This window comes from Devosia sp. CAU 1758, assembly GCF_054482695.1.
In genome coordinates, this window is sequence record NZ_JBTLRJ010000003.1 from 56083 (window position 1) to 81335 (window position 25253).

A 25253-nucleotide genomic window follows, 5' to 3' on the forward strand; every position below is an offset into this window, starting at 1 on the left:
AACGGAGCGCGCCGGGAACTCTTGTCTGGCCCTCGGAATTGTCCAGCCAGCACGGGAGTCCCCCTCATGAACCGAAATACCTTAATCGCTATCGTGGTCGCAGTGGCAGTCGTCATCTTCGCCTTTACGATATTCACCTCGATCAACCAGGCGCCGGAGACGGACGGCGCACAGACCGCGAACGAGCTAATCGAGCAGCAGGAATTGCCTGCCGGCCCCGCCGACGAGCCTGCCGAGCTGACGCAATAAGGTTCTATTCCGGCAGTCGGCCGTCGCCCACGTAATTGCGGCTATACCGCCCCTTGAGGCTGGTCAGGATTTCGTAGCCGATCGTGCCCCCGGCATCGGCCTGGTCGTCGATGCTGACATGGCCGCCGAGCACTTCCGCACCTTCGCCGGGCATAGGCAGGTCGGACCCGAGTTCGGTGATGTCCACCACCGTCAGGTCCATCGAGATTTTGCCCACCACGGGGCAGAGCTTGCCGCGGATGAACACCTTGCCGCCGGGCCGTTGATTGGTGCCGGACAGGGAGCGCAGAAAGCCGTCGGCATAGCCATAGCCGAGCACGGCCAGTTTGCTGTTGCGATTGAGCGTGTGGGCAGCGCCATAGCCAACGGTCTCGCCGGTCCGCCCCTCGGCCACCTGCAGGATCGGCACGTGAAGCGTCACCACCGGCTGCATCGGGTTCTTGCGGCCATTGACGGCCCGACCGCCATAAAGCGCGATGCCCGGGCGCACCATCTGAAAATGATAGTCGCGACCCGTCATCAGCCCGGCCGAATTGGACAAGGAGGCCGGAATGCCGGGAAATTGCGCCATGACTGAACCGAAAAGGGCTAGTTGTGTGCGGTTCTTCTCGTGGCTCGGCTGGTCGGCACAGGCCAGGTGGCTCATCACCATCTGCGGCGCATAACCCAGCTTCTCGATGCTTTCGCGCACCAGCGCCGCTTCATTGAGGCGGAAGCCGAGCCTATTGATGCCGGTATCGAAGTGGAAGGCGGAGGGGTAGGCCTCGTTGCGTTCCAGGCACTTGGCCAGCCACTCCTCCAGCATGGCCATGGACGAGAGCACCGGCATCAGGTTCTGCCGGATATAGAGATTGGCAGCACCAGGATAGAGCCCGTAGAGAATGAAGATATGGGCGTCGGGCACGGCCGCGCGCACTTCCATGCCCTCGTCGGGCGTGGCCACGAAAAAGAATCGCGCTCCCGCTGCATGCAGCGCCTTTGAAGCCATTTCGATGCCCACGCCATAGGCATCGGCTTTGACCACGGCAGCGGTCAACGCGCCGGCGCTCACCTTGTCGAGGGCGCGCCAGTTTCGGGCCAGTGCGCCCAGATCAATGCTCAATTGGCCGCCCAGGCCCGAAGTCAGCGCCATGCCTATTCCATGCGTTCAGGCAGATAGTCTGCCCGGGCAAGGTTACCAAAACGGGTAAATTGCGCCTCGAAGCTGAGCTGCACCGTACCGGTCGGGCCGTGGCGCTGTTTGGCGATGATGACTTCCGCCTTGCCGTGCACCTTTTCCATTTCGCCCTGCCAGGTCAAATGCTCCGGCGTCCCCTCTTTGGGTTCCTTGTTCTTGAGATAGTACTCTTCGCGATACACGAACAGAACCACGTCCGCGTCCTGCTCGATAGACCCCGATTCGCGCAGATCGGCCAGTTGGGGATGCTTGTCATCGCGCGACTCCACCTGTCGAGACAGCTGGGAGAGCGCAATGATCGGCACTTCCAGTTCCTTGGCCAGGGCCTTGAGCGTAGTGGTGATCTCGGTCAGTTCCTGCACTCGGTTCTGGCTTGAGGCCTTGGACGAACCGGACAAAAGCTGGAGATAATCGACGATCAGCAGGTCCAGGCCTTTCTGGCGCTTGAGGCGCCGGGCGCGGGCGGCCAGTTGGGCCACCGAGATGCCGCCCGTATCGTCGATATAGAGCGGTACCTTGCTCATCATGTTGCTGACATCGACCAGCTTGGCGAACTGGTTGTCGTGAATGCGGCCGCGGCGGATATCGGACGAGGAGATTTCCGACTGCTCGGCTAGAATACGCGTGGCCAGCTGTTCGGAGCTCATTTCCAGGCTGAAGAATCCCACAATCCCGCCATTGGCAGTCTTGGTATGTCCATCGGGGGCAACATCGCCGCGCCAGGCTTTGGCGACGTTATAGGCGATATTGGTGACGAGCGAGGTCTTGCCCATGGCCGGGCGGCCGGCAAGGATGATCAGGTCCGAGCGCTGCAAGCCACCCATCTGCCGGTCGAGATCGTGTAGGTCCGTGGCAACGCCCGAAAGCCCGCCATCGCGCTGGAAGGCCTCGCCAGCCATCTGGATGGAGGCATTAAGTGCGGCGGAGAAATTCTGGAAGCCGCCATCATAGCGGCCCTTTTCGGCCAACTGGAACAGCTCGCCCTCGACCTTCTCGATCTGCTTGACCGGGGTCATTTCCACGTCACCGTCATAGGCGACGCCAACCATTTCCTCGCCCACCTGGATCAGGTTGCGGCGGATGGCAAGATCGTAGATGGCCTGGCCGTAATCGCCTGCGTTGAGCACTGTGGTGGCCTCGGCGGCGAGGCGCGACAGGTACTGCATCATGGTGATTTCAGGCAGCAGCTGGTCGGGCAGGTGGGTCTTGAGCGTCGCCGGCTCAGCAGCCTTGCCGGCTCGGATGATCTTGCCGGCCAACTCGTAGATTTCCCGGTGGATCGGCTCGTAGAAGTGCTCGGGCAGCAGGAAATCTGCGACGCGATAAAAGGCGTCATTATTGATTAGGATCGCGCCCAGCAGCGCCTGCTCCACCTCCACATTGTGCGGGGCGACGCGGAAGGACTTTTCTTCGGCGGGATGAAGGCGGGCGATCTCGGCCATGGGTGTTCCTGAGGGTGTTAACCTTTCTTAACCATGCCTTGGCGGGCAGAGTCTTGGGCCTACTTCCACAGGGTTAACAGAGTGCGAAACGGGGCTGTGAACATTGTGGACAACGGGGAATTTGGAAAGTGCCGGTTGCGTGACGAGACTCACCGCCGAGCGGGCTGAGTCTCGCCCAATCCGTCCCGAAAAGCAAAAGGCCGGGCACCCGGCCCGGCCTTTCGATGCGAAAAGTGATCGAAAACTATTCTTCGAAACGGTCTTCGGCAGCGGCAGCGGCCTGACCGGCTGCGAAGTCACCATCTTCATCGGAATCGAAGGTGGGAACGGAAACGTCTTCACCAGCAGCCTGACGCACGGCTTCGTCTTCCGAACGCGCGACGTTGACGGTGATCTCGACGGCGACTTCGGGGTGCAGCGAGAGAGCGACAGTGTGGACACCGACGGTCTTGATCGGGTCCATCAGGTCGACCTGATTGCGCTGGACGGTGAAACCGTCCTTGGCCAGGGCTTCCACGATGTCGCGGGCGGCAACCGAACCATAGAGCTGGCCGGTTTCGCCGGCCTGGCGGATCATGATCACCGAATGGCCATTGAGACCCTCGGCAATGCCGGCAGCGGCATTGCGGCGTTCTTCGTTGCGCTGTTCGATGTGAGCGCGCTCGTTTTCGAACTTCTTGCGGTTGGCTTCCGTGGCGCGCAGGGCTTTGCCCTGGGGCAGCAGGAAGTTACGGGCAAAGCCGTCCTTGACGCTGACTTCATCGCCGATTGAGCCGGTGCGGCCAATGCGCTCGAGCAGAATGACTTTCATTTCGGTATTCCTTGTGGCTGTCCCGCCATTACGGCGGTTAGGAGCCGCGAACCATTCGCGACCCCAGCGTTTCACCTTTTGGGTGAGGGGCCCTTACGCTTTCAAGAAGCCGGCGGGAGGGATGAGACAGCGGTTTTCGGCAAGAACCGGAGCGAAGCGTACATTGATACGCGAGCACCGGAAGCGCAGCCGAGCGCCGCTAGATCGCCGTCCCGGCGAGCTTATTGAACTGCGTAAGGCATCAGGCCGATAAAGCGGGCACGCTTGATGGCACGGGCCAGTTCGCGCTGCTTCTTGGCTGAAACGGCGGTGATGCGGCTCGGCACGATCTTGCCGCGCTCCGAGACGTAGCGCGAAAGCAGGCGAACGTCCTTGTAGTCGATCTTGGGTGCGCCCTCGCCCGAGAACGGGCAGGTCTTGCGACGACGCTGGAACGGGCGGCGGGCCTGGGAAGTGGTAAGGTCTTTGATAGCCATTTGAACTCGTTCCTTTTCTTAGAAGCGGCGCGGGCGGCGTTCGCCGGAGAAACCACCACGGTCACCGCCGCGGCCGCCTTCGCGGTCGTCACGATCGCGCTTCTGCATCATGGCCGACGGGCCTTCTTCCAGCTCGTCAACGCGCACGGTCATGAAGCGCAGGATGTCTTCATTGATGCGCATCTGGCGTTCCATCTCGGCGATGGCAGCAGCCGGCGCTTCGATGTTGAGCAGGGTGTAGTGGGCCTTGCGGTTCTTGCGGATGCGGTAGGAGAGACCCTTGAGGCCCCAATATTCGTTCTTGGTGACCTTGCCGCCACCCTGGCCGAGAACTTCGGACAGCTGTGCGGTCAGTTCCTCGACCTGCTGCTGGGACACGTCCTGGCGGGCGAGGTAGATGTGTTCATAGAGGGCCATTGATGCGCCTTCCTTTCGAGTTGTACTCAGCAATGCTTGGCGCGGAGCCCCTTCGAAGCCGGAAAGGCGTCAAAGCAGTCTTGCAAAGAGCGGGAACACGGGAGGCCGGGCTCGACGAACCCTATCTTTCCAAATGGAAAAACCCTCCGTTCAGCCCCCGGCCAAACGAATTGCTGGCGTCGCTATAGGGGAAAGAGGGGGAGAAGGCAAGCGCCGGACCCGCCGCGCCTTGACTCCGCCACACACTCCCGGCAAAGCCCGGCGCAACTGGACAGCCCTCCTGCGGGTTGTCACATTGGATTGCAAAGGGGGGACGCACCATGTCCAGCACTGCATTCACTTTCCCCGGCCAGGGCAGCCAGGCCGTTGGCATGGGCAAGGATCTCGCTTCCGCCTATTCCGAGGCGCGCGCTGTCTTCCATGAAGTTGACGAAGCCTTGGGTGAACGCCTCTCGGCCATCATGTTCGATGGTCCTGAAGACATCCTGCGGCTGACCGAAAACGCCCAGCCGGCCCTGATGGCCGTCAGCGTTGCCGTCATCCGCGTGCTCGAAGCCAGGGGCGTGTCGCTCAAGGACCACGCCAAATTCGTCGCCGGTCATTCGCTGGGCGAATATTCCGCCCTCTGCGCTGCCGGCACCTTCAGCCTCACCGACGCGGCGCGCCTGCTACGCACCCGCGGTCAGGCCATGCAGAAGGCCGTACCGGTCGGGCATGGCGCCATGGCGGCGTTGCTGGGCCTCGATCTTGATACGGCAAGGGCCGTTGCCTCAGAGGCCGCCCAGAGCGATGTCTGCGACGTGGCCAACGACAATGCGCCCGGCCAGGTGGTGATTTCTGGCGCCGTCTCGGCCGTCGAGCGGGCCGTCGAGATCGCCAAGGCCAAGGGCGCCAAGCGCGCCCTGCTGCTGCCTGTGAGCGCCCCGTTCCATTGCTCGCTCATGCAGCCCGCCGCCGACGCCATGGCTGCGGCTCTCTCCGAGGTGGAAATGAGGGCCCCGGTCGTGCCGCTGGTCGCCAATGTGCTCGCTGCCCCCATTTCCGACCCGGCGGAAATCCGCCAGCGCCTGGTGGAACAGGTGACCGGTGTTGTTCGCTGGACCGAGAGCGTGACCTGGCTGACCACAGAGGGCGATGTGACCAACCTGGTGGAACTGGGAACCGGCAAGGTGCTCACCGGCCTTGCCAAGCGCATTGCCTCAGATGCCTCGGCCCAGGCTATCGGCACGCCGGCCGACATTGACACCTTTGTCGCTCAACTGACGTCCTAAGCGCCTGAATCAAAAACTGAAGCGCTTAACTCTATTCTCCCAGGGGAGGCCCTAAATGTTTGATCTTTCTGGAAAACGTGCCCTGGTTACCGGCGCCAGCGGTGGCATCGGGCGCGAGATCGCCAAGGCGCTGGCTGCGGCCGGCGCCAACGTGGCGCTCTCAGGCACCCGCGTGGGGGCGCTCGAAGACACGGCCAGGGAGATCGGCAAGGACTGCCCGATCCTGCCGGCCAATCTTTCCAAGCTTGACGAGGTCGACAAGCTGGTCCCTGCGGCCGAGGCGGCCTTGGGTGGGCTCGATATCCTGGTCAACAATGCCGGCATGACGCGCGACAATCTGTTCATGCGCATGAAGGACGAGGAATGGGACGATGTCCTCGCCGTCAACCTGACAGCCGCGTTTCATCTCAACCGTGCCGTGCTGCGCGGGATGATGAAGCAGCGCTGGGGCCGCATCATCGGCATTTCTTCGGTGGTGGGCGTCATGGGTAATCCGGGGCAGGGCAATTATGCCGCCTCCAAGGCCGGTCTGATCGGCATGAACAAGGCGCTGGCCTACGAGGTCGCGAGCCGCAATATTACCGTCAATTCCATAGCGCCGGGCTTCATCGCCTCGGCCATGACCGACGAGTTGAACGACAAGCAGCGTGAGTCGATCCTGTCCACCGTTCCGGCCGGACGGCTGGGTACGGCGCAGGAAGTTGCCGGTTGCGCTGTTTTTCTTTCCAGCGATGCGGCGGCCTATGTCACCGGCCACACGCTTAATGTGAACGGCGGCATGGCGATGATCTGATGCCCGGTTTTTGGGCGAAAGCCTTGGAAACCGGGGTGAACGCGACTGGCTATGGCGGGAAAAACGTGATACCCCGCGCCCCGGTCCACCTTGCCGGCCTGCCTTGCGGGCGCCAGGAAGGCCGCTTACATTGCCCCTGTGCAAACCAACACTGCGCTTGATGATTTGGCTTTGCGCCAATAAGAAGCGAAACGAAACTTCGATTTCTAAAAAGGGAAGTCAAATATGAGCGATGTCGCTGATCGGGTCCGCAAGATCGTTGTGGAACACCTCAATGTGGATGCCGAGAAGGTCACCGAAAAGGCCAGCTTCATCGACGATCTGGGCGCGGATTCGCTCGATCAGGTCGAGTTGGTGATGGCTTTCGAGGAAGAATTCTCTGTCGAGATCCCCGACGACGCCGCCGAGTCGATCCAGACTTTCGGTGATGCGGTCGCCTTCCTGACCAAGGCCACCAGCTAAGACTGGGGTTGGGCCGCTGACCATGGAATTGCGCCGAGTCGTCGTAACCGGACTGGGACTTGTGACGCCGCTTGGCTGCGGAGTGGAGGCCTCATGGGCCAATATTCTCGCAGGCAAGAGCGGCGCCAAGCGCATCGACGCCTTCGAGGTCGATGATATTGCCTGCCAGATCGCCCATCTCATTCCTCGTGGTGACTATGCCGAAGGCAAGTACAATCCCGATGACTGGATGGAAGTGAAGGAGCAGCGCAAGGTCGACGAGTTCATCGTCTATGCCATGGCTGCGGCCACTCAGGCGATCCAGGACGCGGGCGTCGAACCCAAGACCCAGGAAGAGCAGGAGCGCACCGGCGTCCTGATCGGTTCGGGCATCGGCGGCATCGGCGGCATCTATGATGCCTCCGTTACGCTGCATGAAAAGGGTCCGCGTCGTATCAGCCCGTTCTTCATCCCGGGCCGCCTCATCAACTTGGCCTCCGGGCATGTCTCCATCCGCTTTGGCCTCAAGGGGCCGAACCACTCGGTCGTGACGGCCTGTTCCACCGGGGCGCATGCCATCGGTGATGCAGCGCGGTTGATCGCCTTGGGCGATGCGGACGTGATGGTAGCAGGCGGCACAGAGAGCTGCGTCAATCGTCTGGCCCTTGCCGGATTCTCGGCGGCGCGGGCACTTTCCACCGGTTTCAACGACAATCCAACTGCCGCCTCGCGACCCTATGACAGGGACCGTGATGGTTTCGTCATGGGCGAGGGTGCAGGCATAGTCGTGCTGGAAGACTATGAGCGAGCCAAGGCGCGCGGCGCCAAGATCTATGGCGAAGTGTGCGGTTACGGTCTCTCTGGCGACGCCTATCATATCACCGCCCCGTCGCCCGATGGCGATGGTGGTTTCCGCGCCATGAGCGCGGCGATCAAGCGGGCCGGTATTTCTCCGTCCGAGGTCGACTACATCAACGCCCACGGCACCTCGACGCCGCTTGGCGACGAGATCGAACTGGGTGCGGTGACCCGCGTCTTGGGTGATGCCGCAGGCAAGGCCGTGATGAGCTCAACCAAGTCGGCCGTTGGCCACCTGCTGGGTGCGGCCGGATCGGTGGAAGCCATTTTCTGCCTGCTCGCCATGCGCGACAATATCGCGCCGCCCACGCTGAACCTGGATAACCCCTCGGTTGAAACCGCCATCAATCTTGTGCCGCACAAGCCGATCGAGAAGGAAATCAACGTGGCGCTCTCCAACAGCTTTGGCTTTGGCGGAACCAATGCTACGCTGGTAATGCGCAAGGTCAGCTAGAATTTCCAACGAATTTCAGGGGGCACATCGCTTTGGTAGCGATGTGCCCCCTTGTCTTTGCGCGGCTTGGTTGCGAACAATGCAGACCCGCCACAGTTTGGCGCAAGAACAATGACATGAAGGCCGAATACGGCCCCACACGACCCCAATTGCGAGTGACACAATTAAGATGAACGACCGCAGGAACCGGCGCCGCCGCCGCTCGGGCAACGGCCTGATCGATATCCTCAACGGCCTGCTCACGCTGCTGGTCATCGCGCTGGTCGTCATTGGCGGCGGTGTGTTCTACGTCGCCTCACAGTACTATGGTGACGGTCCCACCCGCGAGGAACGGGTGTTTCGGGTCGAAACCGGCAATACGCTCTCGACCACGGCCGGACGCCTCGAAGAGCAGGGCTTCATCACCAACTCCTTCATTTTCAGCCAGTTTGGCAGCCGCGTCGAGGAAAGCGCCATCGTCAAGGCCGGCGATTTCAGCATTCCGGCCGGCGCCAGCATGTCGGAGATCCTCAAGGAACTGACCCAGGGCAATCCCCTGCGCTATGCAGTCACGGTGCCGGAGGGCTGGACTGTCTGGCAGGCCATCCAGCGGATAAATGCCGATGACCGGCTGACCGGCTCCATCGACCAATTGCCGCCCGAAGGTTCGATCCTGCCCGGCAGCTATGACTATATGCCCGGCGATACCCGCCAGTCGGTGCTCGACAAGATGCAGCTGGCCATGACCCAGGCGCTCGCGGAAATTTGGGAGACCCGCCAGGCCGACCTGCCGCTCGAAACCCCTGCGGAAATGCTGATCCTGGCGTCCATCGTGGAGAAGGAAACCGGTGTCGCCACCGAAAGGCCGCAGATCGCCGCGGTCTTCGTCAACCGCCTGCGCGAGGGCATGCGCCTGCAATCAGACCCGACGATCATCTATGGGATCACCCTGGGGCAATCGACGCTTGATCGCGGTATCCGTCGCTCCGAGATCGAGGGTGAGACGCCGTACAACACCTACCAGATCGACGGACTGCCCCCGACCCCCATCGCCAATCCCGGCATCGAGGCCTTGCAGGCCGTCGCCAATCCCGACAGCCACGACTATCTCTTTTTCGTGGCCAAGGGCGCGACCCCGCGCGAGGGCCATGTCTTCGCGGAGACCTATGCCGAGCATCAGGAAAATGTAGCGCGCTATCGGGAGATAGCGGCCGAGGCAGCGGCGCAGGCCGAGGAAGAGGCGGAAGCGGCGCGACAGGCGCTGGAAGCCGAGGAGGCCGGACAGACCGGTGCGGAAGGCGAAACCGGACAGTGAGCGCAACCCTTTCCAGCATGACCGGCTTTGCCCGCGCTGAGCGGCAGGCCGGAAATCTGCGGGTGCGTATCGAACTCAAATCGGTCAATGGGCGCGGGCTCGACATGCGGCTGCGCGTGGCGCCAGGGCTCGACATGGTCGAAATCCCGCTGCGCCAATTGCTGTCCAGGGCCCTCACTCGTGGATCGATCAACCTGCTCGCCACTCTGGATCGCGGGGCTAATGGTGGCGCCGTCCGGGTCAATGCCCAGGCGCTGGCAACGGTGATCGCAGCCCTCGAGGAACTGCGACAGGTGGATTCGGCGCCACCGCGCCTAGATGGCATCCTGGCGCTGCCCGGCGTGCTGGAGGTCGACGATGGGGCAGGGGCGGTGGACGAAGAAGCGCAATCCGCGCTGATCCTGGATTGTGCCGCTGAAGCCATCGAACGCCTCAAGGCGGCGCGGCTGCAGGAGGGCGCCGAGATCGCTGCGGTTCTGCTGGGCCAACTCGACGCCATCACCGCCCTCGTGGCCCAGGCCGAGTCCCATCCGTCCCGCTCACGCGCCGCCGTCGAGGCGCGGTTACGCGAACAGCTTGCAGCGCTCAGTGCCGACATAAGCCTTCCCCAGGACCGGTTGGCGCAGGAAGCGCTGCTGCTTGCCACCAAGGCCGACATTCAGGAAGAGATCGACCGGTTGCGGGCCCATGTGGCGGCGGCGCGCAAGCTCATCGGCGAGGGCGGTCCGGTGGGGCGGCGGCTTGATTTCCTGGCTCAGGAGTTCAATCGCGAGGCCAATACGCTCTGCTCCAAGGCAAACGCGGTGGAGCTCACCTCCATCGGCCTTGACCTCAAGGCGGCGATCGATCAACTACGCGAGCAGGTTCAGAACATCGAATAGAGTGCACACAATGGAATTTCAGCGCCGCGGCGTCATGCTGGTGATTGCCTCCCCGTCGGGCGCGGGAAAGTCCTCGATTTCCCGTTCTCTGTTCCAGCAGGATCCCAATATCCGCCTCTCCGTCTCGGTGACCACGCGCGCCCGGCGCAGCGACGAGGTGGATGGCACGCATTACCACTTCATCGACGTGCCAACCTTCCACCGCATGAAGGCTGATGATGGGCTGCTGGAATCTGCCGAGGTTCACGGCAATTTCTACGGTACGCCGCGCGCTCAGGTTGAGCAGCAGCTTGCCGCCGGCAACGACATCCTTTTCGATGTCGACTATCAGGGCACCCTACAGCTCTATGAAAAGTGCCGCGACGACATGGTAACGGTGTTCATCCTGCCGCCCACGATTGAAGAGTTGCGCGCCCGGCTTGAGCGCCGCGCCCAAGATAGCGTGGGCACCATAGAAAAGCGCCTGCGCAACGCGCGGATCGAACTCGATCATGCTGACGAATACGAATATGTCATCATCAACCGCGATCTTGAGCAATCCGTGCAGAACGTCCGGTCGATTCTCGCCTCCGCCCGCCTCAAACGCGAGCGCCAGACCAATTTTGCGATCTTCGTCAAAGACTTGCAGAGCCAAATCGACTCTCTTTGAGAGCGACTTGAATCGACGGGTGAGGGAGGAAACGTGACCGGACCGGCCTCTTCCTCTCCCGCCATCCGGCGCGGCACGCCCGCGTTCTTGCGCGCCAATATCGCCTTCTTTCTCGCCGCGTTTTCGGTCTTCGCCTCGCTCTATTCGGTGCAGCCCTTGCTGCCTATGTTCGCCCAATATTGGGTGCGCGACGCGGGCACCGCCTCGCTGGCGCTCTCGGCCACCACGGCCACCATGGCTTTGGCATTGACCCCGGCGAGCCTTCTCGCCGACCGTCTCGGTCGCCGCCGGCTGATTATCGGCGCCTTGTTCATCACGGCACTCCTGGGCATGCTCCTGCCCTTCGCCCAGGTCTGGTGGCAGTTGATCACTCTGCGCACGCTGATGGGCATTTCGCTGGCAGGAATCCCTGCCGTGGCCATGGTTTATCTCTCCGAGGAAATGGACCCCGACGCCCTGGGCTTCTCCATGGGCCTCTATATCGGCGGCACGGCCATCGGCGGCATGGCCGGTCGCGTCATCTCCGGCGTCCTGTCCGACTGGCTTGGCTGGCGCGTCGGCACCGGTATTCTTGCTGGGCTGATCGTGCTGGCCGTACTGGCGGTCGCAATCCTGCTGCCCCGCCCACGCCAGTTCGTCCGGGATCCTATAAGCCTGCCCGAACTCTGGCGGCGCTGCCGGGCCAGCTTTGACGATGCGGCGCTGCCCTGGCTGTTCGCCGCCTCTTTCCTGCTTATGGGTGGCTTCGTTACGCTCTACAATTATGCAGGCTTCCGCCTGGCCCTGCCGCCGTTCTCGCTCAGCCATTCGGCCATTGCCGCGATCTTTCTGGTCTATCTCCTGGGCAGCGCCAGTTCCACTTGGGCCGGTGGGCTGTCACAGCGCCTGGGCCGCCGCAAGGTATTCTGGGTGCTTGTGGCCTTGATGGGTGCGGGCATGGGCATCACCATGATCCCGGATACCATCGCCATTATCTTTGGCCTTGCCATTGCCACCATGGGGTTCTTCGCCGCCCATGGCGTCGCCAGCGCCTGGGTTACCCGACGGGCGCGAACGGGCAGGGCGCAGGCGAGTGCAATGTATCTCGTCGCCTATTATTTCGGCGCATCGATTCTGGGTACTCTGGGCGGCTATGCCTGGACGGCGTGGGGCTGGGGCGGGGTCATGCTGGTCAGCGGCGGTGCGGCCCTGCTGGCGCTACTCGTGGCGATCCGACTGATCTTCGTGGCGCCATTGCCAGCCCCGGAGAAGGCCGCTCAGCCCTTGCCGCCGAGCTAGAGGGTGATCGGCAATAGTTGCAGACTTTTGCGGTTCGATCACGACATTACAAAGACTTAGGGCCCCATGTCGATTCAATCGAAATGGATACGGCTCTAGCCGGCCGACCGCAAGCCCGGCAGAGACCGCGCCATGGCGAGAAACGCCTCAATGGGTAAATCCTCAGCGCGCTCATTGCCCTTCAGACTGGCTGCCGCCAGCAGGCCCTCGACCGGCACGCCGAGCGATTTCAGGGACTGTCGCACCATCTTTCGGCGCTGGCCGAAAGCGGCCTTGGTGACCTGTTCCACCAGTTTCACCGGCAGTCCGGCTTCTACTGGCCTGGGCACCAGATGCACCACGGCGGAGGTGACATTGGGCGGCGGTACGAAGGCCTGGCGGCCCACATTGAAGGCAATGCGCGCCTCTGCCCGCCATCCAGCCAGCACGCCCAGCCGTCCATAGGCGTCGTCGCCGGGTTGGGCCACGATGCGCTCGGCCACCTCGCGCTGGAACATCAGCGTCAGGCTTTCAAAGAATGACGGCCAGGGCTCCATGGTCAGCCAGCCAGTCAGCAATTGCGTGCCGATATTATAGGGCAGGTTGGCAATGATCCGCGTGGGCCCGTCTGCCAGCAGGCGGTAATCCATGTCCATGGCGTCGCCGCCGATGACGGTGAGCCGGCCCGGATAGGCCGCCGCAATCTCGGCCAGGGCCGGCAGCGCCCGCGCGTCGCGTTCGATGGCAATCACTTCGCGTGCGCCTTCGGCCAGCAAGGCTCGCGTCAGCCCCCCGGGACCGGGGCCGACTTCGATGACCCGCACGCCTTCAAGCGATCCACCAACCCGGGCAATACGCGCTGTCAGGTTGAGATCAAACAGGAAATTCTGCCCCAACTCCTTCTTGGCCCTCAGACCGTGGGTGGCGATCACCTCGCGCAGGGGCGGGAGATTGTCGATCTGACTCATGGCTTTGCTGCTGTCATCTGGTCTGCCATGGCAATGGCCGCGGCGAAGCTGGAAGGAGAGGCCTTGCCGGTGCCGGCCAGGTCGAATGCGGTGCCATGGTCGGGCGAGGTCCGCACGATGGGCAGGCCCAGCGTGACATTGACGCCGGCGTCGAACGCCACGGTCTTGATCGGGATCAGCGCCTGGTCGTGATACATGGCCAGCACGCAATGATATTGCCGCCAATGCGGCGGATAGAATAGCGTGTCGCCGGGCAGGGGACCAACCGCATCAATGCCTTCGGCACGCGCATCGACAATGGCGGGACCAATGATCTCGACATCCTCGCGGCCGATGGTGCCGCCTTCCCCCGCATGGGGATTAAGGCCGGCTACGGCAATGCGCGGCACCGGGATGTGGAAGCGTTGCCTGAGGTCATGAGATATGACCCTCAGCGTATCGAGGATCAACGTTCTACTGATCAGCCCCGGCACATCCCTGATCGGCACATGAATGGTCAGCGGTACGGCGCGCAGGTCCTCATGCGCCAACATCATGACCGGCAGTTTTGGCGTGCCGCCGAAGGCGCAGAGCTCCGCCAGGAATTCAGTGTGCCCCGGATGGTGAAACCCGGCATGGTAGAGGGCCGCCTTGTGGATGGGAGCGGTTACTACTGCGCGGCAATGGCCATTCATGGTGGCCTGTACCGCCTCGGAAATGGCGTTGATCACCACCTGGGCAGCGTGTTCATCGGGCAATCCGGGCGTGTCTTGAACTCGGCCTGCAACCGACACGACGGGTAGCGCTCTGGCGAACATGTCAGTAGCGGCATCGACGTCGCAGGTCTCGATGGCCAGATCGAGTCCCAGTCGCTGAGCCCGGGCCCTGAGAAAATCCACATGCCCGAAGACCACGAAGGGCGGCAAGCTGCGTTCGACACGCTGCGCGTGAAGCACAAGCAGCAGGTCCGGTCCGATGCCGGCCGGCTCTCCCATGGTCACGGCAAGCGGCTTGGTCATCCTGTCCCCCAAAGACAGTGCGGCCGCACTGATCTGCGGCCGCAAAATCCCCCCATTCGTCCGGGCCTCGTGCCGCGGCAGGCGCCGACAGCCTACTGGTAGATGATCTTGGCCTGGCTGCGGAGGCGCGCCATATAGGCATCGGCTTCCCGCGCCATCGCATCACCACCGACATCCTCGCGCAGGCCGCCCTTGACGAAAGTCAGGTCTTCGGCCTGCACCTTCTCGCAGACCGCCAGCATGGAAAGACCCGTCTCGACAGCACGCGGCTTGGTGATGCCGCCCACATTGAGCCCCGCCAGTTCCTTGGCTAGCGCGTCGGGCAATTGGGTCGCATGGCGCCGGCCCACATCAACCACTGCCACATCGGTGTAGGCCACTGACAGTTCGACGGCCGTGTCGCAGCCTGCGAAGCTGGAGCGATACTGGTTCGCCTGACCCGAACGGCCGCCACCACCGACGAACACCACTTCCTTCAGGATATAGTCGAAATTCTGGAAATCTGCGATCTTTTGGGCCGCCTGTTGGTCAAGTTCCAGCTCGGAAATCTGCACCTGCGGGGCAACGGCGGATTCGATTACACCATTCCAGGCAATGGCGGCGCGCAGGCGATCCTGTAGCGTGGTGCCGCTGACGCCACCCTGTTGCAGCATCTGCTGCAGACGGTCGCGGCTGACACTGAGATTGCGGGCAATCTGCAGCAGCGCCTCGTCAATCTGCGCATTGGAGACGTTGATCCCGATACGCTTGGCTTCCTGGATCTGTATCGCTTCGTCGATCAGCTGTTTCATGGCGCCGCTGCGGCCGGTATTATTGCCTTCCATACGGAACAGGCGCAGGCGCTGGTCGATTTGCACGTCGCTGATCGGCTCGCCGTTCACGGTCACAACGGTGGCTGCCATCGCCGGAACGACCGGCACGAATGCCAGCGCGAGGCCGATGAACATCGCGCCGAGGGCGCGCCGTAGGTCTGCAAGGGTCATAATCTGGTCCGCTTTTCGATTAACGCCTTCAATGCGGCGTTGTGGTCACGCTGTCAATTGGGCGATGAATACGGCCAAAATCTGAATACCACCCGGATCGGTCAACGCAGCTAGGCCCAGCCATCTTCCTTGTGCAACAGCACCGACACCCCGATGACAATGGCGACGACGGCTGGTCCGACCGCAGCAAACACCGGATCGAGGACACCGGTCGAGCCGGCCCGGTCCGCCATTTCGGTGATGACAAAGACCAGGAAGCCCAGGATCATGCCGTAGAGAACCGCAGGCCCGAACTGGGTGTTGCGTGTGTATCCGGCCGTAAACGCGAAGGCGATTAGGAGCGAACCCGTCAGCACCAGGGGCAGGGCAAGCAGTTTGATGAGTCGCATGGCAGTGGCCGACCTGATGGTCGGATCGCTCACGCCGCGCTGCAACAGTTGGGCCAGCTCGAAAAATGTCATGTCCTCGGTCGAAGCCAGCTTGAGGCTGATTTCGGCGGCGCTGGAGGTGGTCGGTATTCTGGTATCGAACACCTGCCGGGCGGGGTTGTCCGGGGTGCGCACCGTGGCAACGGGAAAGGTCCAGTGGCCGGCCTTGAGAATGGCTTCGGCGGCTTCGAGCCGGGGTATGTCGCTCTCCCCCAGGTGGAACAGGGTCACATCGGCCAGCGTCGAGCCGCCCTGAGTCATGCTGCGCGCCATGAGCACGTAATGGGCGCCTTCGCCGCGCTGTTCGAGCCAGATTTCGCCCGGCGGCGTCAATTGCGCTGTCTGCCCGGGTGGTGTCGGGGCCAGTTCGCGGTTGATCTGGGTGCTCAACGTCTCGGCACCAAGAACGATCAGGAAACTGGAGGCGATCAGCACCACCACTGGCACCCGCAACAGGCGCCAGATCGAGATGCCGCTGGTCTTGATGACGGTCAGTTCATGCCGCATCTTGAGATCGATAAGGCCCAGTATGGCGCCCATGAGTACGGTCACCGGCAGCGTCTTGATGGTCCAGCGCACCGCACTCATGGCGACCATAAGTATAGCCATGTGCAGGCCGTGTTGCTCGGCGACATAGGTGAAGCGCCACGTGTCGAGCGATTCCACCAGCGCGATCAGCCCGTAGAAGATGAAGACCGTGGCGGCGATGCGGCTCGACAACCGTGCCAGCACCACGATGTCGATGCGGTTGATCATGCCGGGACCACCCCGGTCGGATGACGTGGCCACAGGCGATAGGCCAGCAGGGCGCTGGCCAGTACCACGAGGACTATCGCACCAGTCGCGCTGCCCCATGGGCTATAGGCACTTATGCCACGTTCGCCGAACGCCAGCAGCATGACGATGGCTTCCAGTGGCAGCTTGATGCGCATGCGGTTGCCGCTCGGGAACCCGGCAATGGCCACGACCAGCATGACCAGGCCCAGCACGCGCAGGCCCTCGGCCGTACGGTCGAGCAGGCGCTTGACAATGTCCGGTTCCCACCCCGTCTGATTGAGCGCCCGGTCGATCAGCCCGAAACTGTCGGTCTCGGCCAGTTTGTCGACCCGCAGGGCCTGCTGGGCCAGGCTGTCGACGCTGACGTCGTAGCGGGAAAAGCGGATTTCCGAATAGCGTCCGTCGTTCTCGAAATACTGCAAGGTGCCGTCGCGCAGTTCGAGCACATAGTCATCGTCCACGCCCAGGACGCGTGCCGAAGCGGCGATATAGGTCCGCCGGGTCTCGGGGTCGCGCCGGTCGTCGGCGAAGAACTCGGTGATGACGCCGCCATCGGCGCGCCCGCCGATGAGCAGGATGACCCCGGGGGTTACCTGGGTGAAGCGATTGGGCTTGAGGGTGGAACTGACAAGGTCCGCCGCCACTTCCGCGGACAATTGGTTGAGCTGCCGGTTAGCCAAGGGCTCCACCACATGCGCTAGCAGCAGCACCATCGCGATGGCACCGCCGCAGGTGACGGCGATGGCGCGCCACAGCGCCCCCAGCCCGTTGCTGGTGTGGATGATGTGCAGTTCGTGGCTTGTCTGCAGCGCCGTCAAAGCCCGGACAACGCCAATGCCGACGCAGATATAGAAGAACGACAGCGCCAGCGGCGGCATGGTGTAGAGCGCCTGCAATGCCAGCGTGCCAAAGCCCTGCCCCTTGACCGAGACTACGTCGAATGAGCGCAGGCAATTGACCAGCCACAACAGGAAGCACGCGATACCGAACAGGATCAGCGCATCGGTGGCAAACAGCCGCGTCAGATAGCTTGTCAGTCGTCTCATGAAGGATAGTGCGCCAGTCCGTCGTTTCTGCCGGTGGAAGCCAGCCGGCGCGCACCTTGCGGTAGTTCGCGTCACGGCACAATCACCCATGGGGTCACGAAATCGGCGGCGACAGGACACAGCGCTGCGCGACTCGCTGGCGAAAGACCGGCGCCGCGGTTAGAGTAATTCCATGGCCGAAGTCTTGTTCTATCACCTCGAAACCCGACCGCTCGAAGCGGTCATTCCACTGCTTTTGGAAAAGACATTGGAGCGCGGCTGGCGCGCCGTGGTCGAAGTGGGCTCGCGTGAGCGCGCCGAGGCACTTGACGCGCATTTGTGGACCTATCGCGATGACAGCTTCCTGGCCCATGGCCTGGCGGGCGAAGACAGCGATGCCCATCAGCCGATCCTGATCACTACTGGCGACGACAACCCCAATGGCGCAGCGGTACGTTTTTTTGCCGATGGCGCCGTCCCAAAGTCGGGCGAGGGTTATCAGCGCATCGTCGTCCTGTTCTCGGGCCACGACCCCGAGGCCATGGCGGCGGCCCGTCTTGCCTACCGGGACTTGCGAGCCGAAAATGAAGTCACCTATTGGCAGCAGGACGCTAATGGCCGTTGGGTGAACAAGGCACAGGCATGACCCCGGATCTCTCGACGCCCAGCCGCCACCTTCTGCACGAAGATATCTTCGCCATTCTCATCGGCACCATGCTGGTGTCACTCGGCATTGCCTTCTACGCGCAGGTGCAATTGACCACCGGCAGCAGCGCCGGCCTGGCGCTGCTGTTGCAATACATCACCGGCGTTCCATTCGGCTGGCTGTTCTTTGCCATCAACCTGCCGTTCTACGGCCTGGCCTTCTGGCGCATGGGCTGGCCCTTCGCGCTCAAGACCATCGCCAGCGTGGGGCTTGTGTCGTACTTCACCAGCCAGATCCCGGGCTGGATCGGCATCGAGCAGATCCACCCCCTGTTTGCGGCTCTCGTGGGTGGCGGACTGATGGGGCTGGGTATTCTCTCGCTGTTCCGTCACAAGGCCAGCGTGGGCGGCATAAATATCCTGGCGCTCTACCTGCAGGAAAACTTTGGCATCCGCGCCGGCTATTTTCAGCTCGGCGTTGATGCCGTGATCCTGGTCATCGCCTTCTTCGTGCTGCCCTTTGACCGGGTGCTCTATTCGATCTTGGGCGCGTTGGTGCTCAACATGATTATCGCGCTCAACCACCGGCCGGGACGCTATGTCGGTTTCAGTTAATAATCGCTCGAAAGGGCGGGGTCAGTTGGCCGTGTCGCCCCATCCAACGATGTCGTAAAGGTACATGTAGAACATGTGCTCGGCCATCTCGTAGCAATAGATCACTTCGCCTGCGCTCGGATTGTAGAAGGCGTTCGCCTCACCGCACTGGGTGGCGCGGAACGTCACCGAGCGGGGTAGGGCGAAGCTGGCAGCGACAGTCTCTGCGGCGTACTCCATGATCCGATAGTCTTTCAACGCCTGTGCAAAATGCTCGTAGTCGCCGGCATCCTCATAGATAACTTCGATCTCAGAGACGCTGTCATCCTTGATAAGATGGGGGTCGAGCAGGGTCATCCATGAGGAGAACGCCTGATCATAGGTGTAGCTGCACGCTTCCTGACGATCGGCGTCGATCTCATAGATGTCGGCGGTTTCTCCGAACACTTCGGGGTCCTTGCCCACCATCATGCAGACCATTGCATAGGCGCGCTGGATATCGAGGCTATGATCTGAATAATAGGAAAAGTCGTCCACCCCCGCGCCGGTCGAATTGACCGCATTGAAATACCAGCCATCGGCAGCGTTGATCAGGGCGTCATAGCTGTCCTCGCCTTCGTCGAATTCGAGCAGCCAGATTGTCGCCAGCGCATCGACCGCGTCTTCTTCCTTGCCGAGGACCGGCAGGCCCAGTTCACCCACCAGCATGTGCCCGATCTCGTGATACATGGTGAAGGCGGCATCGTGCAGGGCGAAGGTCATGGCCTCACCAAGAATGACATCGTCTTCATCCTGCGCCGCCGCCGAAGCGTGGAATCCCACGCACAGAATCACCGCGGCCAGTGCCGCCATCATCGCTTTCATGGAAATCCCCGAGGGAGCGGTATCCCTCCGCTCCCGAACAAAATGCCCCTTGGATATCAGTCGCGGCTGCGCTGTGGCAGGTCATCCACATAGAGCTGCATGAAATCCTCCATCAGCTCATAGCAGAAGATGATCTCGGTTGTCGCCGGGTCGTAGAAGGCATTGGATTCCCCACACCGCCGGGCTGTGAACTTGACCCGCCCATCCAACCGGTACCCCCTGCGCAGCTCCTCGGCGATGTCATCAAATATCCCGCTGCCGCGAAACACCCGCTCGGCCAGTTGCCAGCGATGCCCGCCATCATGATAGGTCACATCGACCCGGGTGCCGGAGGCGCTCTTGACCAGCAGTCCACCCAGGCTCCGATCGACGAGCTCATAGTCGAACAAGCAGGTGTGCTGGCGCTCGGACGGGATGTCATAGGCATTGGCGATGCGCCGGAACGCAGCGCCATCGGCACCCACCATCAGGCAGACGATCTGCATGGCCCGATGCCGATCGGGGCTGTATCCCGAGGCATAGTCGTCATCGCCGAAATAGTCGCCATAGCTGCGGCCGGTGAGCACCCAGCCCTGCGCGGCGTCCTCGAGCGTCTGATTGGCCTCGGGCGTGCTTTGTTCCAGCAATATCCAGGTCGCGATATTGTCCGCCGCATCCTCTTCCTTGCCCAGCACCGGTAGAGCCAGCTTGTCGATCAGCAGATGCGCCATCTCGTGATAGAGGGTGAACAGGCCGTTGTTGACGGCAAAGCGCAGCGTATCGGCGCGGTCATGCTTGCTGAGGCCGGAGAGGTCCAGCGCCTGTACGGGCAGGGCCGCCAGGGTCAGCGCCAGGGCGAGGATCAGGGCAGACAGGCGCTTCATGGTTTGCCTCATGCATGTTCAGCGGCAGCAAAGGCCAGCCCGGCGCCGCCGTCAACGTGTTCCCGCCAGATTAGTAAAGTGTCACCCTACCGCCCCGGCTCAGGCCCGCTCGGCCTCTTCCAGTTCCGAGCTGAGCTCAAGCCATTTCTCCTCAAGCTTTTCGAGGTCGGCGCCGAACCGGGCCTTGTCCTTGCCCAGCGCGATCAGGCGGTCCGGCGGACCGTCATAAACCTTGGGGTCAGCCAGTTGCACCTCAACCTTGTCGATCTCGGTCTTGAGGCGGCTTATCTTGTTCTCGGCGTCGGAGATCGCCTTCTTGAGGGGCGCCAGCTCGGCCCGCCGTGCAGCCGCCTCCTGCTTGCTGGCCTTACGCGCACCGCCACCGCCGCCGCCCTTGCCCTCCTTGCTGGAGGTAATGCTGCGCTGGTAGCTGTCGAGGTCCTCGTCCAGCTCGCGGATCGTGCCATTCTCGGCAATCCAGAGCGTATCGCATGTGGCTTCGATCAGGTGCCGGTCGTGGCTGATGATCAGCACGGCACCCTGATAGTCGTTGAGCGCGTAGACCAGGGCGTCGCGGCTGTCGATGTCGAGATGGTTGGTCGGTTCGTCCAGGATCATCATCGACGGCCCCGAAAAGGTAATCAGCCCCATCAGCAGCCGCGCCCGTTCGCCACCTGAAAGGTTCTTGGCCTTGGTGTCCATGCGGCTGGTCGTCAGCCCCATCTGGGCCAGCCGGCTCCGGCGCTTCGCCTCGTTGTCGAGCGGCATCAGTTCGGTGACATGCTCCAGCGGCGTCAGCTCGGGCTTGAGCTTGTCCATCTGGTGCTGGGCAAAATGGGCGATCTCCAGCTTCTTGTTGATCCGCATGGTGCCGCCAATCGCCGGAATATCGCCGGCCAGCAGCTTGGCGAAGGTCGACTTGCCATTGCCGTTGACGCCGATCAGCGCGATGCGGGCGTCGGGGTCCATGCGCTGGGTGATGTTTTTCAGGATCACCTTGTCGCCATAGCCGGTGGACACGCCATCAAGCGTGATCATCGGGGTGGGTAGTTCCACCTTGGGCTGCTGGAAGCGGAACGGGGCCGCATGCTCGTCGAACATCGCCTCGGGGGGCTTGAGCTTCTCGATCATCTTGACGCGCGCCTGGGCCTGCTTGGCCTTGGTGGCCTTGGCCTTGAAGCGATCGACGAATTTCTGCAGATGCGCGATCTGGTCCAGGGTTTTTTCGCGCGTCTTGTTGTTGAGCTCCATCTGCATGCGGCGCGTGGCTTCGAAGGTGTCGTAGTTGCCCTTGTAGAAGGTCAGCTTGCGGTGTTCGAGATGCACGATGGAATTGACCGCCTTGTTAAGAAGGTCGCGATCATGGCTGATCAGGAAGACCGTGTAAGGATAGGTGGCGAGGTATTTTTCCAGCCACAGCGTGCCCTCGAGATCGAGATAGTTGGTTGGTTCGTCCAGCAGCAGCAGGTCGGGCTGCGAAAACAGCACTGCCGCCAGCGCCACGCGCATGCGCCAGCCACCCGACAGTTCACGGGTCGGGGCATTCTGCCGGTCCTGCTCGAACCCGAGGCCCTTGAGAATTGATGAGGCACGCGCCTCGGCCGTATGGGCGTCGATATCGGCCAGGCGCATGTGAATGTCGCCAATCCGGTGCGGATCGGTCGCTGTCTCCGCCTCGGCCAGCAGCGCCGTGCGTTCCTTGTCGGCGGACAGCACCACGTCGAGCACGGTTTCGCTGCCGGCCGGCGCTTCCTGCGCCACCGCGCCAATCCGCGCCTTCTTGTTGACCTCTATCGAGCCGGCATCGGGGCCGATATGCTGCTGGATCAGGTGGAACAGCGTGGTCTTGCCTGTGCCATTCTTGCCCACAAAGCCGGCCTTGATCCCGTCAGGCAATACCAGCGATGCGTCTTCAAACAGTTCGCGGCCCTGGATTCGATAGGTCAGGTTATTGATCGTCAGCATGCCATAATCTCGCCGATCCGGTGATCAGGATGGCGACCCGTAACTGAGTTGCGTTGTTGCCTGAGGCAATAGCCTGCACCCGAGGAGATGTCTAATGCGTAGGACCTTGGCTTCCATTCCCGCTGCGCTGGGGCTGGCGCTCTGTTGCGGCAGTGTCATTGCGCAGGAGGCAGCCAGTTTTACGGACCTGTCGGCCTGCCGGCTCGATAGCGAGCGCATACTTCTCAGAGCCACTTTCGACGGCAGCGCCTGCTGGGCGGTAGAGACGGCCGAACTTGCCGAGCCGCGCGGCACGATCGTTGCAGTGCACCTGCCCACCATCAGCACCGCCGAAATGTGCACCATGCAGATTGTCCCGGTCAGCACCGAGCAGGTGATCGAAGCGCGGGACCCGGTCATCAATCTAGCCGTCACCGCTGGCGACCCGGAGAACAATGTCGTGGCGAGCGGTCAGGTCGAGGCGAGCGAAGGTCAGGACGATTGCCTTGAGGCGAAGGGCTGAAGCGCCGGCAAGTTGCCCCTAAGGGTGACCGGCAACCTTGTCGCCGGTCAGCTCTAGCCGACCCAATTCAAAGGGAAGAGGCGTTTGAAAATTACCCCGAGATAGCCCGCAAAGACCGTATCGATCGCCGCCGTGTAAAGGGATGCTTCCTCGTCGGGCAGCACTAGAAAGGCGTCCTCGAACAGCTCGCGCCCCTGGATTCGGTAGGTCAGGCTATTGATCGTCAGCATGGCGAGATTTCGTTTCGAATGAAGAACGCGCGGACCAAAGCCTAGCTTGGGAGAGCATGCCTGCGGCAACATGATGGCGGCTGGATAGAGTTAAGGCTGATTATGGCAACCGCTAACCTGAATGAATGACGGTGTTGCCCTGTCGGCTTGGATATGAGAGCCGCGATGCCCGACTTGAGTCAGCGGCTGGTGGTTGCAGGCCAGCGTTTGCTAGGTTCTATTACGCCCAGAATTTCAGGAAGATGGATCTTGACGTGGACGAGCAACTAAAGCGCTTGTATGTGACCCAGGTGTTCTTTCAATGCGATTGCGCTTTGTCTGCGCGAAAGGAACTCAATGCTGCTTGGCGGGCCGAGCATGGTGATGCTCGCCAGATATTTTACGCTCTTCAGAATATGTTGGTGGCGTGCGCAAACATCGCAAAGCTTCTTTGGGGGCAACGGGGCGGCAAGTCTGCAGAACGCGCTCCGCTGCGGGAGTTTCTTCGGATTGAGGAGCCGTCGCCATTTAAAGACATAGCAATGCGGAATCACTTCGAGCATCTCGACGAGCGCTTGGACCGATGGTGGCAAGCATCCCCTGGGCACCAGTTTACCGACATGTGCACCGGACAGCCTGAGGACTATCCCGCAGACATTGAGCTAGACCGGTTTCGAATCTATAGTCACAGGACTGGATTGTTAGTTTTTTGGGGCGAGCGGTTTAATATTCATGAGCTAACTGAGGTGGTAATTGAACTTCGCGACTCAATAATCAGAATGGGAAAAGAGCACTAGTCAGGGATTTGGCCCTCTGGTGTCGTGTCCTCGCCTAGAAGGGTATTTTGCACCATCTCAGCTAAGCCACCACCTGCCTTCGTCATGCTCCTCAAAAATGAAACTGTATTTCCGGCGGCGTCAGAGAATACAAACCGTCCTCGGCCGGTAAATGTGCAGCGGATAAAGCTGGGGGGGTGGCCCCCCGTGAAAGCGACCTGTACTCCATTGAAGATACAATCAAAGTACTCATTGTTGTCTACAACAACTTGACCGCCGTCGAACGTTTCCCCTATGTATCTCATATTTTTTCCTTTTCTGATTTTTTTAGTTGGTACTGCAATATAAAAATATAAAGATCAGCCACTTCTGTCATCGAATGCGGAATTTTTGGAATCACGTATTATTTAAACATACTACTAATTAGTATAATATAAGAGTTTATTTTCGTGGTGGTGATCGCGATCCACCAGTGATCCTTCGTACTTCATGGTGACATTCCTATTGAAGGTCGTATCACTGTTCCGATCGGCAGAGGTGCGACTTCAGCACGATTGGCGTCGCGGACGAGGGTCCGTCTTGCGCCCGACACAGGCTCCCGCTAAAAGGCGCCACCTTTCCCAAGCAATGCAGGATATGACCGCCATGGCGATCGAACGCACCTTCTCCATCATCAAGCCCGATGCCGTCCGCCGCAACCTCATCGGCAAGATCGTTGCCAAGTTCGAGGAAGCCGGTCTGCGCCCGGTCGCCATGAAGAAGATCCACATGACCCGCGCCCAGGCCGAAGGCTTCTACGCGGTCCACAAGGAACGCCCCTTCTTCGGTGAACTGGTCGAGCAGATGATTGCCTCGCCCGTCATCGTGCAGGTCCTGGAAGGCGAAGGCGCCATCCTCAAGAACCGCGAGATCATGGGCGCGACCAACCCGGCCAACGCGGCCGAGGGCACCATCCGCAAGGAATTTGCTCTGTCCGTCGGTGAGAACTCCGTCCATGGCTCGGATGCTCCCGAGACTGCTGCCGAAGAAATCAAGTTCTTCTTCTCCGACGACGAGATTGTTGGCTAAGCGCAAACGCGCCTTGCCTCGCGAAAGGGCCGCCCAGCCGGGCGGCCTTTTTGCTTGTTTGTGTTATACAGGGCCCAAGAGGCCTTGGCCCCGGCTCGTTTCTGGGCCCTTGTTTCCA

The 25253-nt window shown here is 61.6% G+C and carries 28 protein-coding genes; 14 read left to right on the plus strand and 14 right to left on the minus strand.

Annotation, left to right across the window (positions count from 1 at the left end):
• The first annotated feature begins 66 nt into the window (after nucleotides 1–66).
• On the plus strand, nucleotides 67–249 hold the full coding sequence (locus tag ACXYMS_RS10385) for a hypothetical protein (RefSeq protein WP_458906067.1): 183 nt from the start codon (nucleotides 67–69) through the stop codon (nucleotides 247–249).
• Nucleotides 250–253: 4 nt separating this feature from the next.
• On the opposite strand, the gene alr is transcribed toward ACXYMS_RS10385, so the two are convergent.
• The 5 genes from alr to rpsF form a co-directional block, all read right to left on the minus strand.
• Nucleotides 254–1381, minus strand: coding sequence for an alanine racemase (gene alr, locus ACXYMS_RS10390; protein WP_458906069.1), 1128 nt, complete (start codon nucleotides 1379–1381; stop codon nucleotides 254–256).
• A gap of 2 nt (nucleotides 1382–1383) precedes the next feature.
• Nucleotides 1384–2868: a replicative DNA helicase gene (locus ACXYMS_RS10395; protein WP_458906071.1), complete on the minus strand. Its 1485-nt coding sequence runs from the start codon at nucleotides 2866–2868 to the stop codon at nucleotides 1384–1386.
• Nucleotides 2869–3112: 244 nt separating this feature from the next.
• Nucleotides 3113–3679, minus strand: coding sequence for a 50S ribosomal protein L9 (gene rplI / locus ACXYMS_RS10400; protein WP_458906073.1), 567 nt, complete (start codon nucleotides 3677–3679; stop codon nucleotides 3113–3115).
• Nucleotides 3680–3900: 221 nt separating this feature from the next.
• Nucleotides 3901–4155, minus strand: a complete 255-nt coding sequence (rpsR, locus tag ACXYMS_RS10405; RefSeq protein WP_067450285.1) for a 30S ribosomal protein S18 — start codon at nucleotides 4153–4155, stop codon at nucleotides 3901–3903.
• A gap of 18 nt (nucleotides 4156–4173) precedes the next feature.
• The gene (rpsF, locus tag ACXYMS_RS10410) at nucleotides 4174–4572 is read right to left on the minus strand and encodes a 30S ribosomal protein S6 (protein WP_458906075.1); all 399 of its coding nucleotides are present in this window, start codon (nucleotides 4570–4572) and stop codon (nucleotides 4174–4176) included.
• A gap of 320 nt (nucleotides 4573–4892) precedes the next feature.
• Here rpsF and fabD point away from each other — a divergent pair, with 320 nt between their 5' ends.
• The 8 genes from fabD (at nucleotide 4893) to ACXYMS_RS10450 (ending at nucleotide 12491) form a co-directional block, all read left to right on the plus strand.
• Nucleotides 4893–5843: an ACP S-malonyltransferase gene (gene fabD, locus ACXYMS_RS10415; protein ID WP_458906077.1), complete on the plus strand. Its 951-nt coding sequence runs from the start codon at nucleotides 4893–4895 to the stop codon at nucleotides 5841–5843.
• Between the two features lie 55 nt (nucleotides 5844–5898).
• The gene (gene fabG / locus ACXYMS_RS10420) at nucleotides 5899–6636 is read left to right on the plus strand and encodes a 3-oxoacyl-[acyl-carrier-protein] reductase (protein ID WP_458906078.1); all 738 of its coding nucleotides are present in this window, start codon (nucleotides 5899–5901) and stop codon (nucleotides 6634–6636) included.
• Nucleotides 6637–6861: 225 nt separating this feature from the next.
• Nucleotides 6862–7098, plus strand: a complete 237-nt coding sequence (locus tag ACXYMS_RS10425; RefSeq protein ID WP_046103861.1) for an acyl carrier protein — start codon at nucleotides 6862–6864, stop codon at nucleotides 7096–7098.
• A 28-nt stretch (nucleotides 7099–7126) separates the two neighbouring features.
• A complete protein-coding gene (gene fabF / locus ACXYMS_RS10430; RefSeq protein WP_458906994.1) occupies nucleotides 7127–8389 on the plus strand; it encodes a beta-ketoacyl-ACP synthase II in 1263 nt (420 codons plus the stop codon).
• Between the two features lie 169 nt (nucleotides 8390–8558).
• Nucleotides 8559–9683, plus strand: coding sequence for an endolytic transglycosylase MltG (gene mltG, locus ACXYMS_RS10435; protein ID WP_458906081.1), 1125 nt, complete (start codon nucleotides 8559–8561; stop codon nucleotides 9681–9683).
• A gap of 17 nt (nucleotides 9684–9700) precedes the next feature.
• On the plus strand, nucleotides 9701–10564 hold the full coding sequence (locus ACXYMS_RS10440; RefSeq protein WP_458906996.1) for a YicC/YloC family endoribonuclease: 864 nt from the start codon (nucleotides 9701–9703) through the stop codon (nucleotides 10562–10564).
• 34 nt (nucleotides 10565–10598) lie between these two features.
• Nucleotides 10599–11213, plus strand: a complete 615-nt coding sequence (gene gmk / locus ACXYMS_RS10445) for a guanylate kinase (RefSeq protein WP_458906082.1) — start codon at nucleotides 10599–10601, stop codon at nucleotides 11211–11213.
• Nucleotides 11214–11246: 33 nt separating this feature from the next.
• Complete coding sequence (locus ACXYMS_RS10450; protein WP_458906084.1) at nucleotides 11247–12491, plus strand: MFS transporter; 1245 nt, start codon at nucleotides 11247–11249, stop codon at nucleotides 12489–12491.
• 95 nt (nucleotides 12492–12586) lie between these two features.
• Here ACXYMS_RS10450 and rsmA read toward each other — a convergent pair whose 3' ends face one another.
• From rsmA to ACXYMS_RS10475, 5 genes are all read right to left on the minus strand, one after another.
• Entirely contained in the window at nucleotides 12587–13438 is an 852-nt protein-coding gene (rsmA, locus tag ACXYMS_RS10455) for a 16S rRNA (adenine(1518)-N(6)/adenine(1519)-N(6))-dimethyltransferase RsmA (RefSeq protein WP_458906086.1), read from the minus strand.
• Nucleotides 13435–14436: a 4-hydroxythreonine-4-phosphate dehydrogenase PdxA gene (pdxA, locus tag ACXYMS_RS10460; RefSeq protein WP_458906088.1), complete on the minus strand. Its 1002-nt coding sequence runs from the start codon at nucleotides 14434–14436 to the stop codon at nucleotides 13435–13437. Before pdxA ends, rsmA begins: the two co-directional genes overlap by 4 nt.
• Before the next feature lie 92 nt (nucleotides 14437–14528).
• Complete coding sequence (locus ACXYMS_RS10465) at nucleotides 14529–15419, minus strand: peptidylprolyl isomerase (RefSeq protein WP_458906089.1); 891 nt, start codon at nucleotides 15417–15419, stop codon at nucleotides 14529–14531.
• Nucleotides 15420–15529: 110 nt separating this feature from the next.
• Nucleotides 15530–16603, minus strand: a complete 1074-nt coding sequence (locus tag ACXYMS_RS10470) for an LptF/LptG family permease (protein WP_458906091.1) — start codon at nucleotides 16601–16603, stop codon at nucleotides 15530–15532.
• Nucleotides 16600–17670: an LptF/LptG family permease gene (locus ACXYMS_RS10475; protein WP_458906092.1), complete on the minus strand. Its 1071-nt coding sequence runs from the start codon at nucleotides 17668–17670 to the stop codon at nucleotides 16600–16602. Before ACXYMS_RS10475 ends, ACXYMS_RS10470 begins: the two co-directional genes overlap by 4 nt.
• Before the next feature lie 172 nt (nucleotides 17671–17842).
• On the opposite strand from ACXYMS_RS10475, the gene ACXYMS_RS10480 reads away from it, so the two are divergent.
• A complete protein-coding gene (locus tag ACXYMS_RS10480; RefSeq protein WP_458906094.1) occupies nucleotides 17843–18295 on the plus strand; it encodes a DNA polymerase III subunit chi in 453 nt (150 codons plus the stop codon).
• Entirely contained in the window at nucleotides 18292–18909 is a 618-nt protein-coding gene (locus ACXYMS_RS10485; RefSeq protein ID WP_458906095.1) for a YitT family protein, read from the plus strand. Before ACXYMS_RS10480 ends, ACXYMS_RS10485 begins: the two co-directional genes overlap by 4 nt.
• A gap of 21 nt (nucleotides 18910–18930) precedes the next feature.
• Here ACXYMS_RS10485 and ACXYMS_RS10490 read toward each other — a convergent pair whose 3' ends face one another.
• The 3 genes from ACXYMS_RS10490 to ACXYMS_RS10500 all read right to left on the minus strand — a co-directional run bounded on the left by ACXYMS_RS10490 (nucleotide 18931) and on the right by ACXYMS_RS10500 (nucleotide 22580).
• Nucleotides 18931–19752 (minus strand): DUF4344 domain-containing metallopeptidase, encoded by an 822-nt coding sequence (locus ACXYMS_RS10490; RefSeq protein WP_458906097.1) that lies wholly within the window; start codon nucleotides 19750–19752, stop codon nucleotides 18931–18933.
• A 56-nt stretch (nucleotides 19753–19808) separates the two neighbouring features.
• Nucleotides 19809–20615, minus strand: coding sequence for a DUF4344 domain-containing metallopeptidase (locus ACXYMS_RS10495; RefSeq protein ID WP_458906098.1), 807 nt, complete (start codon nucleotides 20613–20615; stop codon nucleotides 19809–19811).
• 99 nt (nucleotides 20616–20714) lie between these two features.
• Nucleotides 20715–22580: an ABC-F family ATP-binding cassette domain-containing protein gene (locus ACXYMS_RS10500; RefSeq protein ID WP_458906100.1), complete on the minus strand. Its 1866-nt coding sequence runs from the start codon at nucleotides 22578–22580 to the stop codon at nucleotides 20715–20717.
• 94 nt (nucleotides 22581–22674) lie between these two features.
• On the opposite strand from ACXYMS_RS10500, the gene ACXYMS_RS10505 reads away from it, so the two are divergent.
• Nucleotides 22675–23082 (plus strand): hypothetical protein, encoded by a 408-nt coding sequence (locus ACXYMS_RS10505; protein WP_458906102.1) that lies wholly within the window; start codon nucleotides 22675–22677, stop codon nucleotides 23080–23082.
• Between the two features lie 53 nt (nucleotides 23083–23135).
• On the opposite strand, the gene ACXYMS_RS10510 is transcribed toward ACXYMS_RS10505, so the two are convergent.
• On the minus strand, nucleotides 23136–23312 hold the full coding sequence (locus ACXYMS_RS10510) for a hypothetical protein (RefSeq protein WP_458906104.1): 177 nt from the start codon (nucleotides 23310–23312) through the stop codon (nucleotides 23136–23138).
• A gap of 242 nt (nucleotides 23313–23554) precedes the next feature.
• Here ACXYMS_RS10510 and ACXYMS_RS10515 point away from each other — a divergent pair, with 242 nt between their 5' ends.
• Nucleotides 23555–24088, plus strand: a complete 534-nt coding sequence (locus tag ACXYMS_RS10515; protein WP_458906105.1) for a hypothetical protein — start codon at nucleotides 23555–23557, stop codon at nucleotides 24086–24088.
• A gap of 624 nt (nucleotides 24089–24712) precedes the next feature.
• Entirely contained in the window at nucleotides 24713–25135 is a 423-nt protein-coding gene (ndk, locus tag ACXYMS_RS10520; protein ID WP_458906107.1) for a nucleoside-diphosphate kinase, read from the plus strand.
• The last annotated feature ends 118 nt before the right edge of the window (nucleotides 25136–25253 follow it).

What these genes read in the sequence shown, in the direction of transcription:
- rpsR (WP_067450285.1), bottom strand. Translation starts at nt 4,155, where the DNA reads ATGGCTATCAAAGACCTTACCACTTCCCAGGCCCGCCGCCCGTTCCAG.
- fabG (WP_458906078.1), top strand. Translation starts at nt 5,899, where the DNA reads ATGTTTGATCTTTCTGGAAAACGTGCCCTGGTTACCGGCGCCAGCGGT.
- ACXYMS_RS10510 (WP_458906104.1), bottom strand. Translation starts at nt 23,312, where the DNA reads ATGCTGACGATCAATAGCCTGACCTACCGAATCCAGGGGCGCGAGCTG.
- ACXYMS_RS10485 (WP_458906095.1), top strand. Translation starts at nt 18,292, where the DNA reads ATGACCCCGGATCTCTCGACGCCCAGCCGCCACCTTCTGCACGAAGAT.
- rplI (WP_458906073.1), bottom strand. Translation starts at nt 3,679, where the DNA reads ATGAAAGTCATTCTGCTCGAGCGCATTGGCCGCACCGGCTCAATCGGC.
- ndk (WP_458906107.1), top strand. Translation starts at nt 24,713, where the DNA reads ATGGCGATCGAACGCACCTTCTCCATCATCAAGCCCGATGCCGTCCGC.
- rpsF (WP_458906075.1), bottom strand. Translation starts at nt 4,572, where the DNA reads ATGGCCCTCTATGAACACATCTACCTCGCCCGCCAGGACGTGTCCCAG.
- ACXYMS_RS10505 (WP_458906102.1), top strand. Translation starts at nt 22,675, where the DNA reads ATGCGTAGGACCTTGGCTTCCATTCCCGCTGCGCTGGGGCTGGCGCTC.
- ACXYMS_RS10490 (WP_458906097.1), bottom strand. Translation starts at nt 19,752, where the DNA reads ATGAAAGCGATGATGGCGGCACTGGCCGCGGTGATTCTGTGCGTGGGA.
- gmk (WP_458906082.1), top strand. Translation starts at nt 10,599, where the DNA reads ATGCTGGTGATTGCCTCCCCGTCGGGCGCGGGAAAGTCCTCGATTTCC.
- alr (WP_458906069.1), bottom strand. Translation starts at nt 1,381, where the DNA reads ATGGCGCTGACTTCGGGCCTGGGCGGCCAATTGAGCATTGATCTGGGC.
- ACXYMS_RS10470 (WP_458906091.1), bottom strand. Translation starts at nt 16,603, where the DNA reads ATGATCAACCGCATCGACATCGTGGTGCTGGCACGGTTGTCGAGCCGC.
- ACXYMS_RS10425 (WP_046103861.1), top strand. Translation starts at nt 6,862, where the DNA reads ATGAGCGATGTCGCTGATCGGGTCCGCAAGATCGTTGTGGAACACCTC.
- ACXYMS_RS10495 (WP_458906098.1), bottom strand. Translation starts at nt 20,615, where the DNA reads ATGAAGCGCCTGTCTGCCCTGATCCTCGCCCTGGCGCTGACCCTGGCG.
- fabD (WP_458906077.1), top strand. Translation starts at nt 4,893, where the DNA reads ATGTCCAGCACTGCATTCACTTTCCCCGGCCAGGGCAGCCAGGCCGTT.
- ACXYMS_RS10500 (WP_458906100.1), bottom strand. Translation starts at nt 22,580, where the DNA reads ATGCTGACGATCAATAACCTGACCTATCGAATCCAGGGCCGCGAACTG.
- ACXYMS_RS10385 (WP_458906067.1), top strand. Translation starts at nt 67, where the DNA reads ATGAACCGAAATACCTTAATCGCTATCGTGGTCGCAGTGGCAGTCGTC.
- ACXYMS_RS10465 (WP_458906089.1), bottom strand. Translation starts at nt 15,419, where the DNA reads ATGACCCTTGCAGACCTACGGCGCGCCCTCGGCGCGATGTTCATCGGC.
- rsmA (WP_458906086.1), bottom strand. Translation starts at nt 13,438, where the DNA reads ATGAGTCAGATCGACAATCTCCCGCCCCTGCGCGAGGTGATCGCCACC.
- ACXYMS_RS10440 (WP_458906996.1), top strand. Translation starts at nt 9,701, where the DNA reads ATGACCGGCTTTGCCCGCGCTGAGCGGCAGGCCGGAAATCTGCGGGTG.
- ACXYMS_RS10395 (WP_458906071.1), bottom strand. Translation starts at nt 2,868, where the DNA reads ATGGCCGAGATCGCCCGCCTTCATCCCGCCGAAGAAAAGTCCTTCCGC.
- mltG (WP_458906081.1), top strand. Translation starts at nt 8,559, where the DNA reads ATGAACGACCGCAGGAACCGGCGCCGCCGCCGCTCGGGCAACGGCCTG.
- ACXYMS_RS10515 (WP_458906105.1), top strand. Translation starts at nt 23,555, where the DNA reads ATGGATCTTGACGTGGACGAGCAACTAAAGCGCTTGTATGTGACCCAG.
- ACXYMS_RS10475 (WP_458906092.1), bottom strand. Translation starts at nt 17,670, where the DNA reads ATGAGACGACTGACAAGCTATCTGACGCGGCTGTTTGCCACCGATGCG.
- pdxA (WP_458906088.1), bottom strand. Translation starts at nt 14,436, where the DNA reads ATGACCAAGCCGCTTGCCGTGACCATGGGAGAGCCGGCCGGCATCGGA.
- ACXYMS_RS10480 (WP_458906094.1), top strand. Translation starts at nt 17,843, where the DNA reads ATGGCCGAAGTCTTGTTCTATCACCTCGAAACCCGACCGCTCGAAGCG.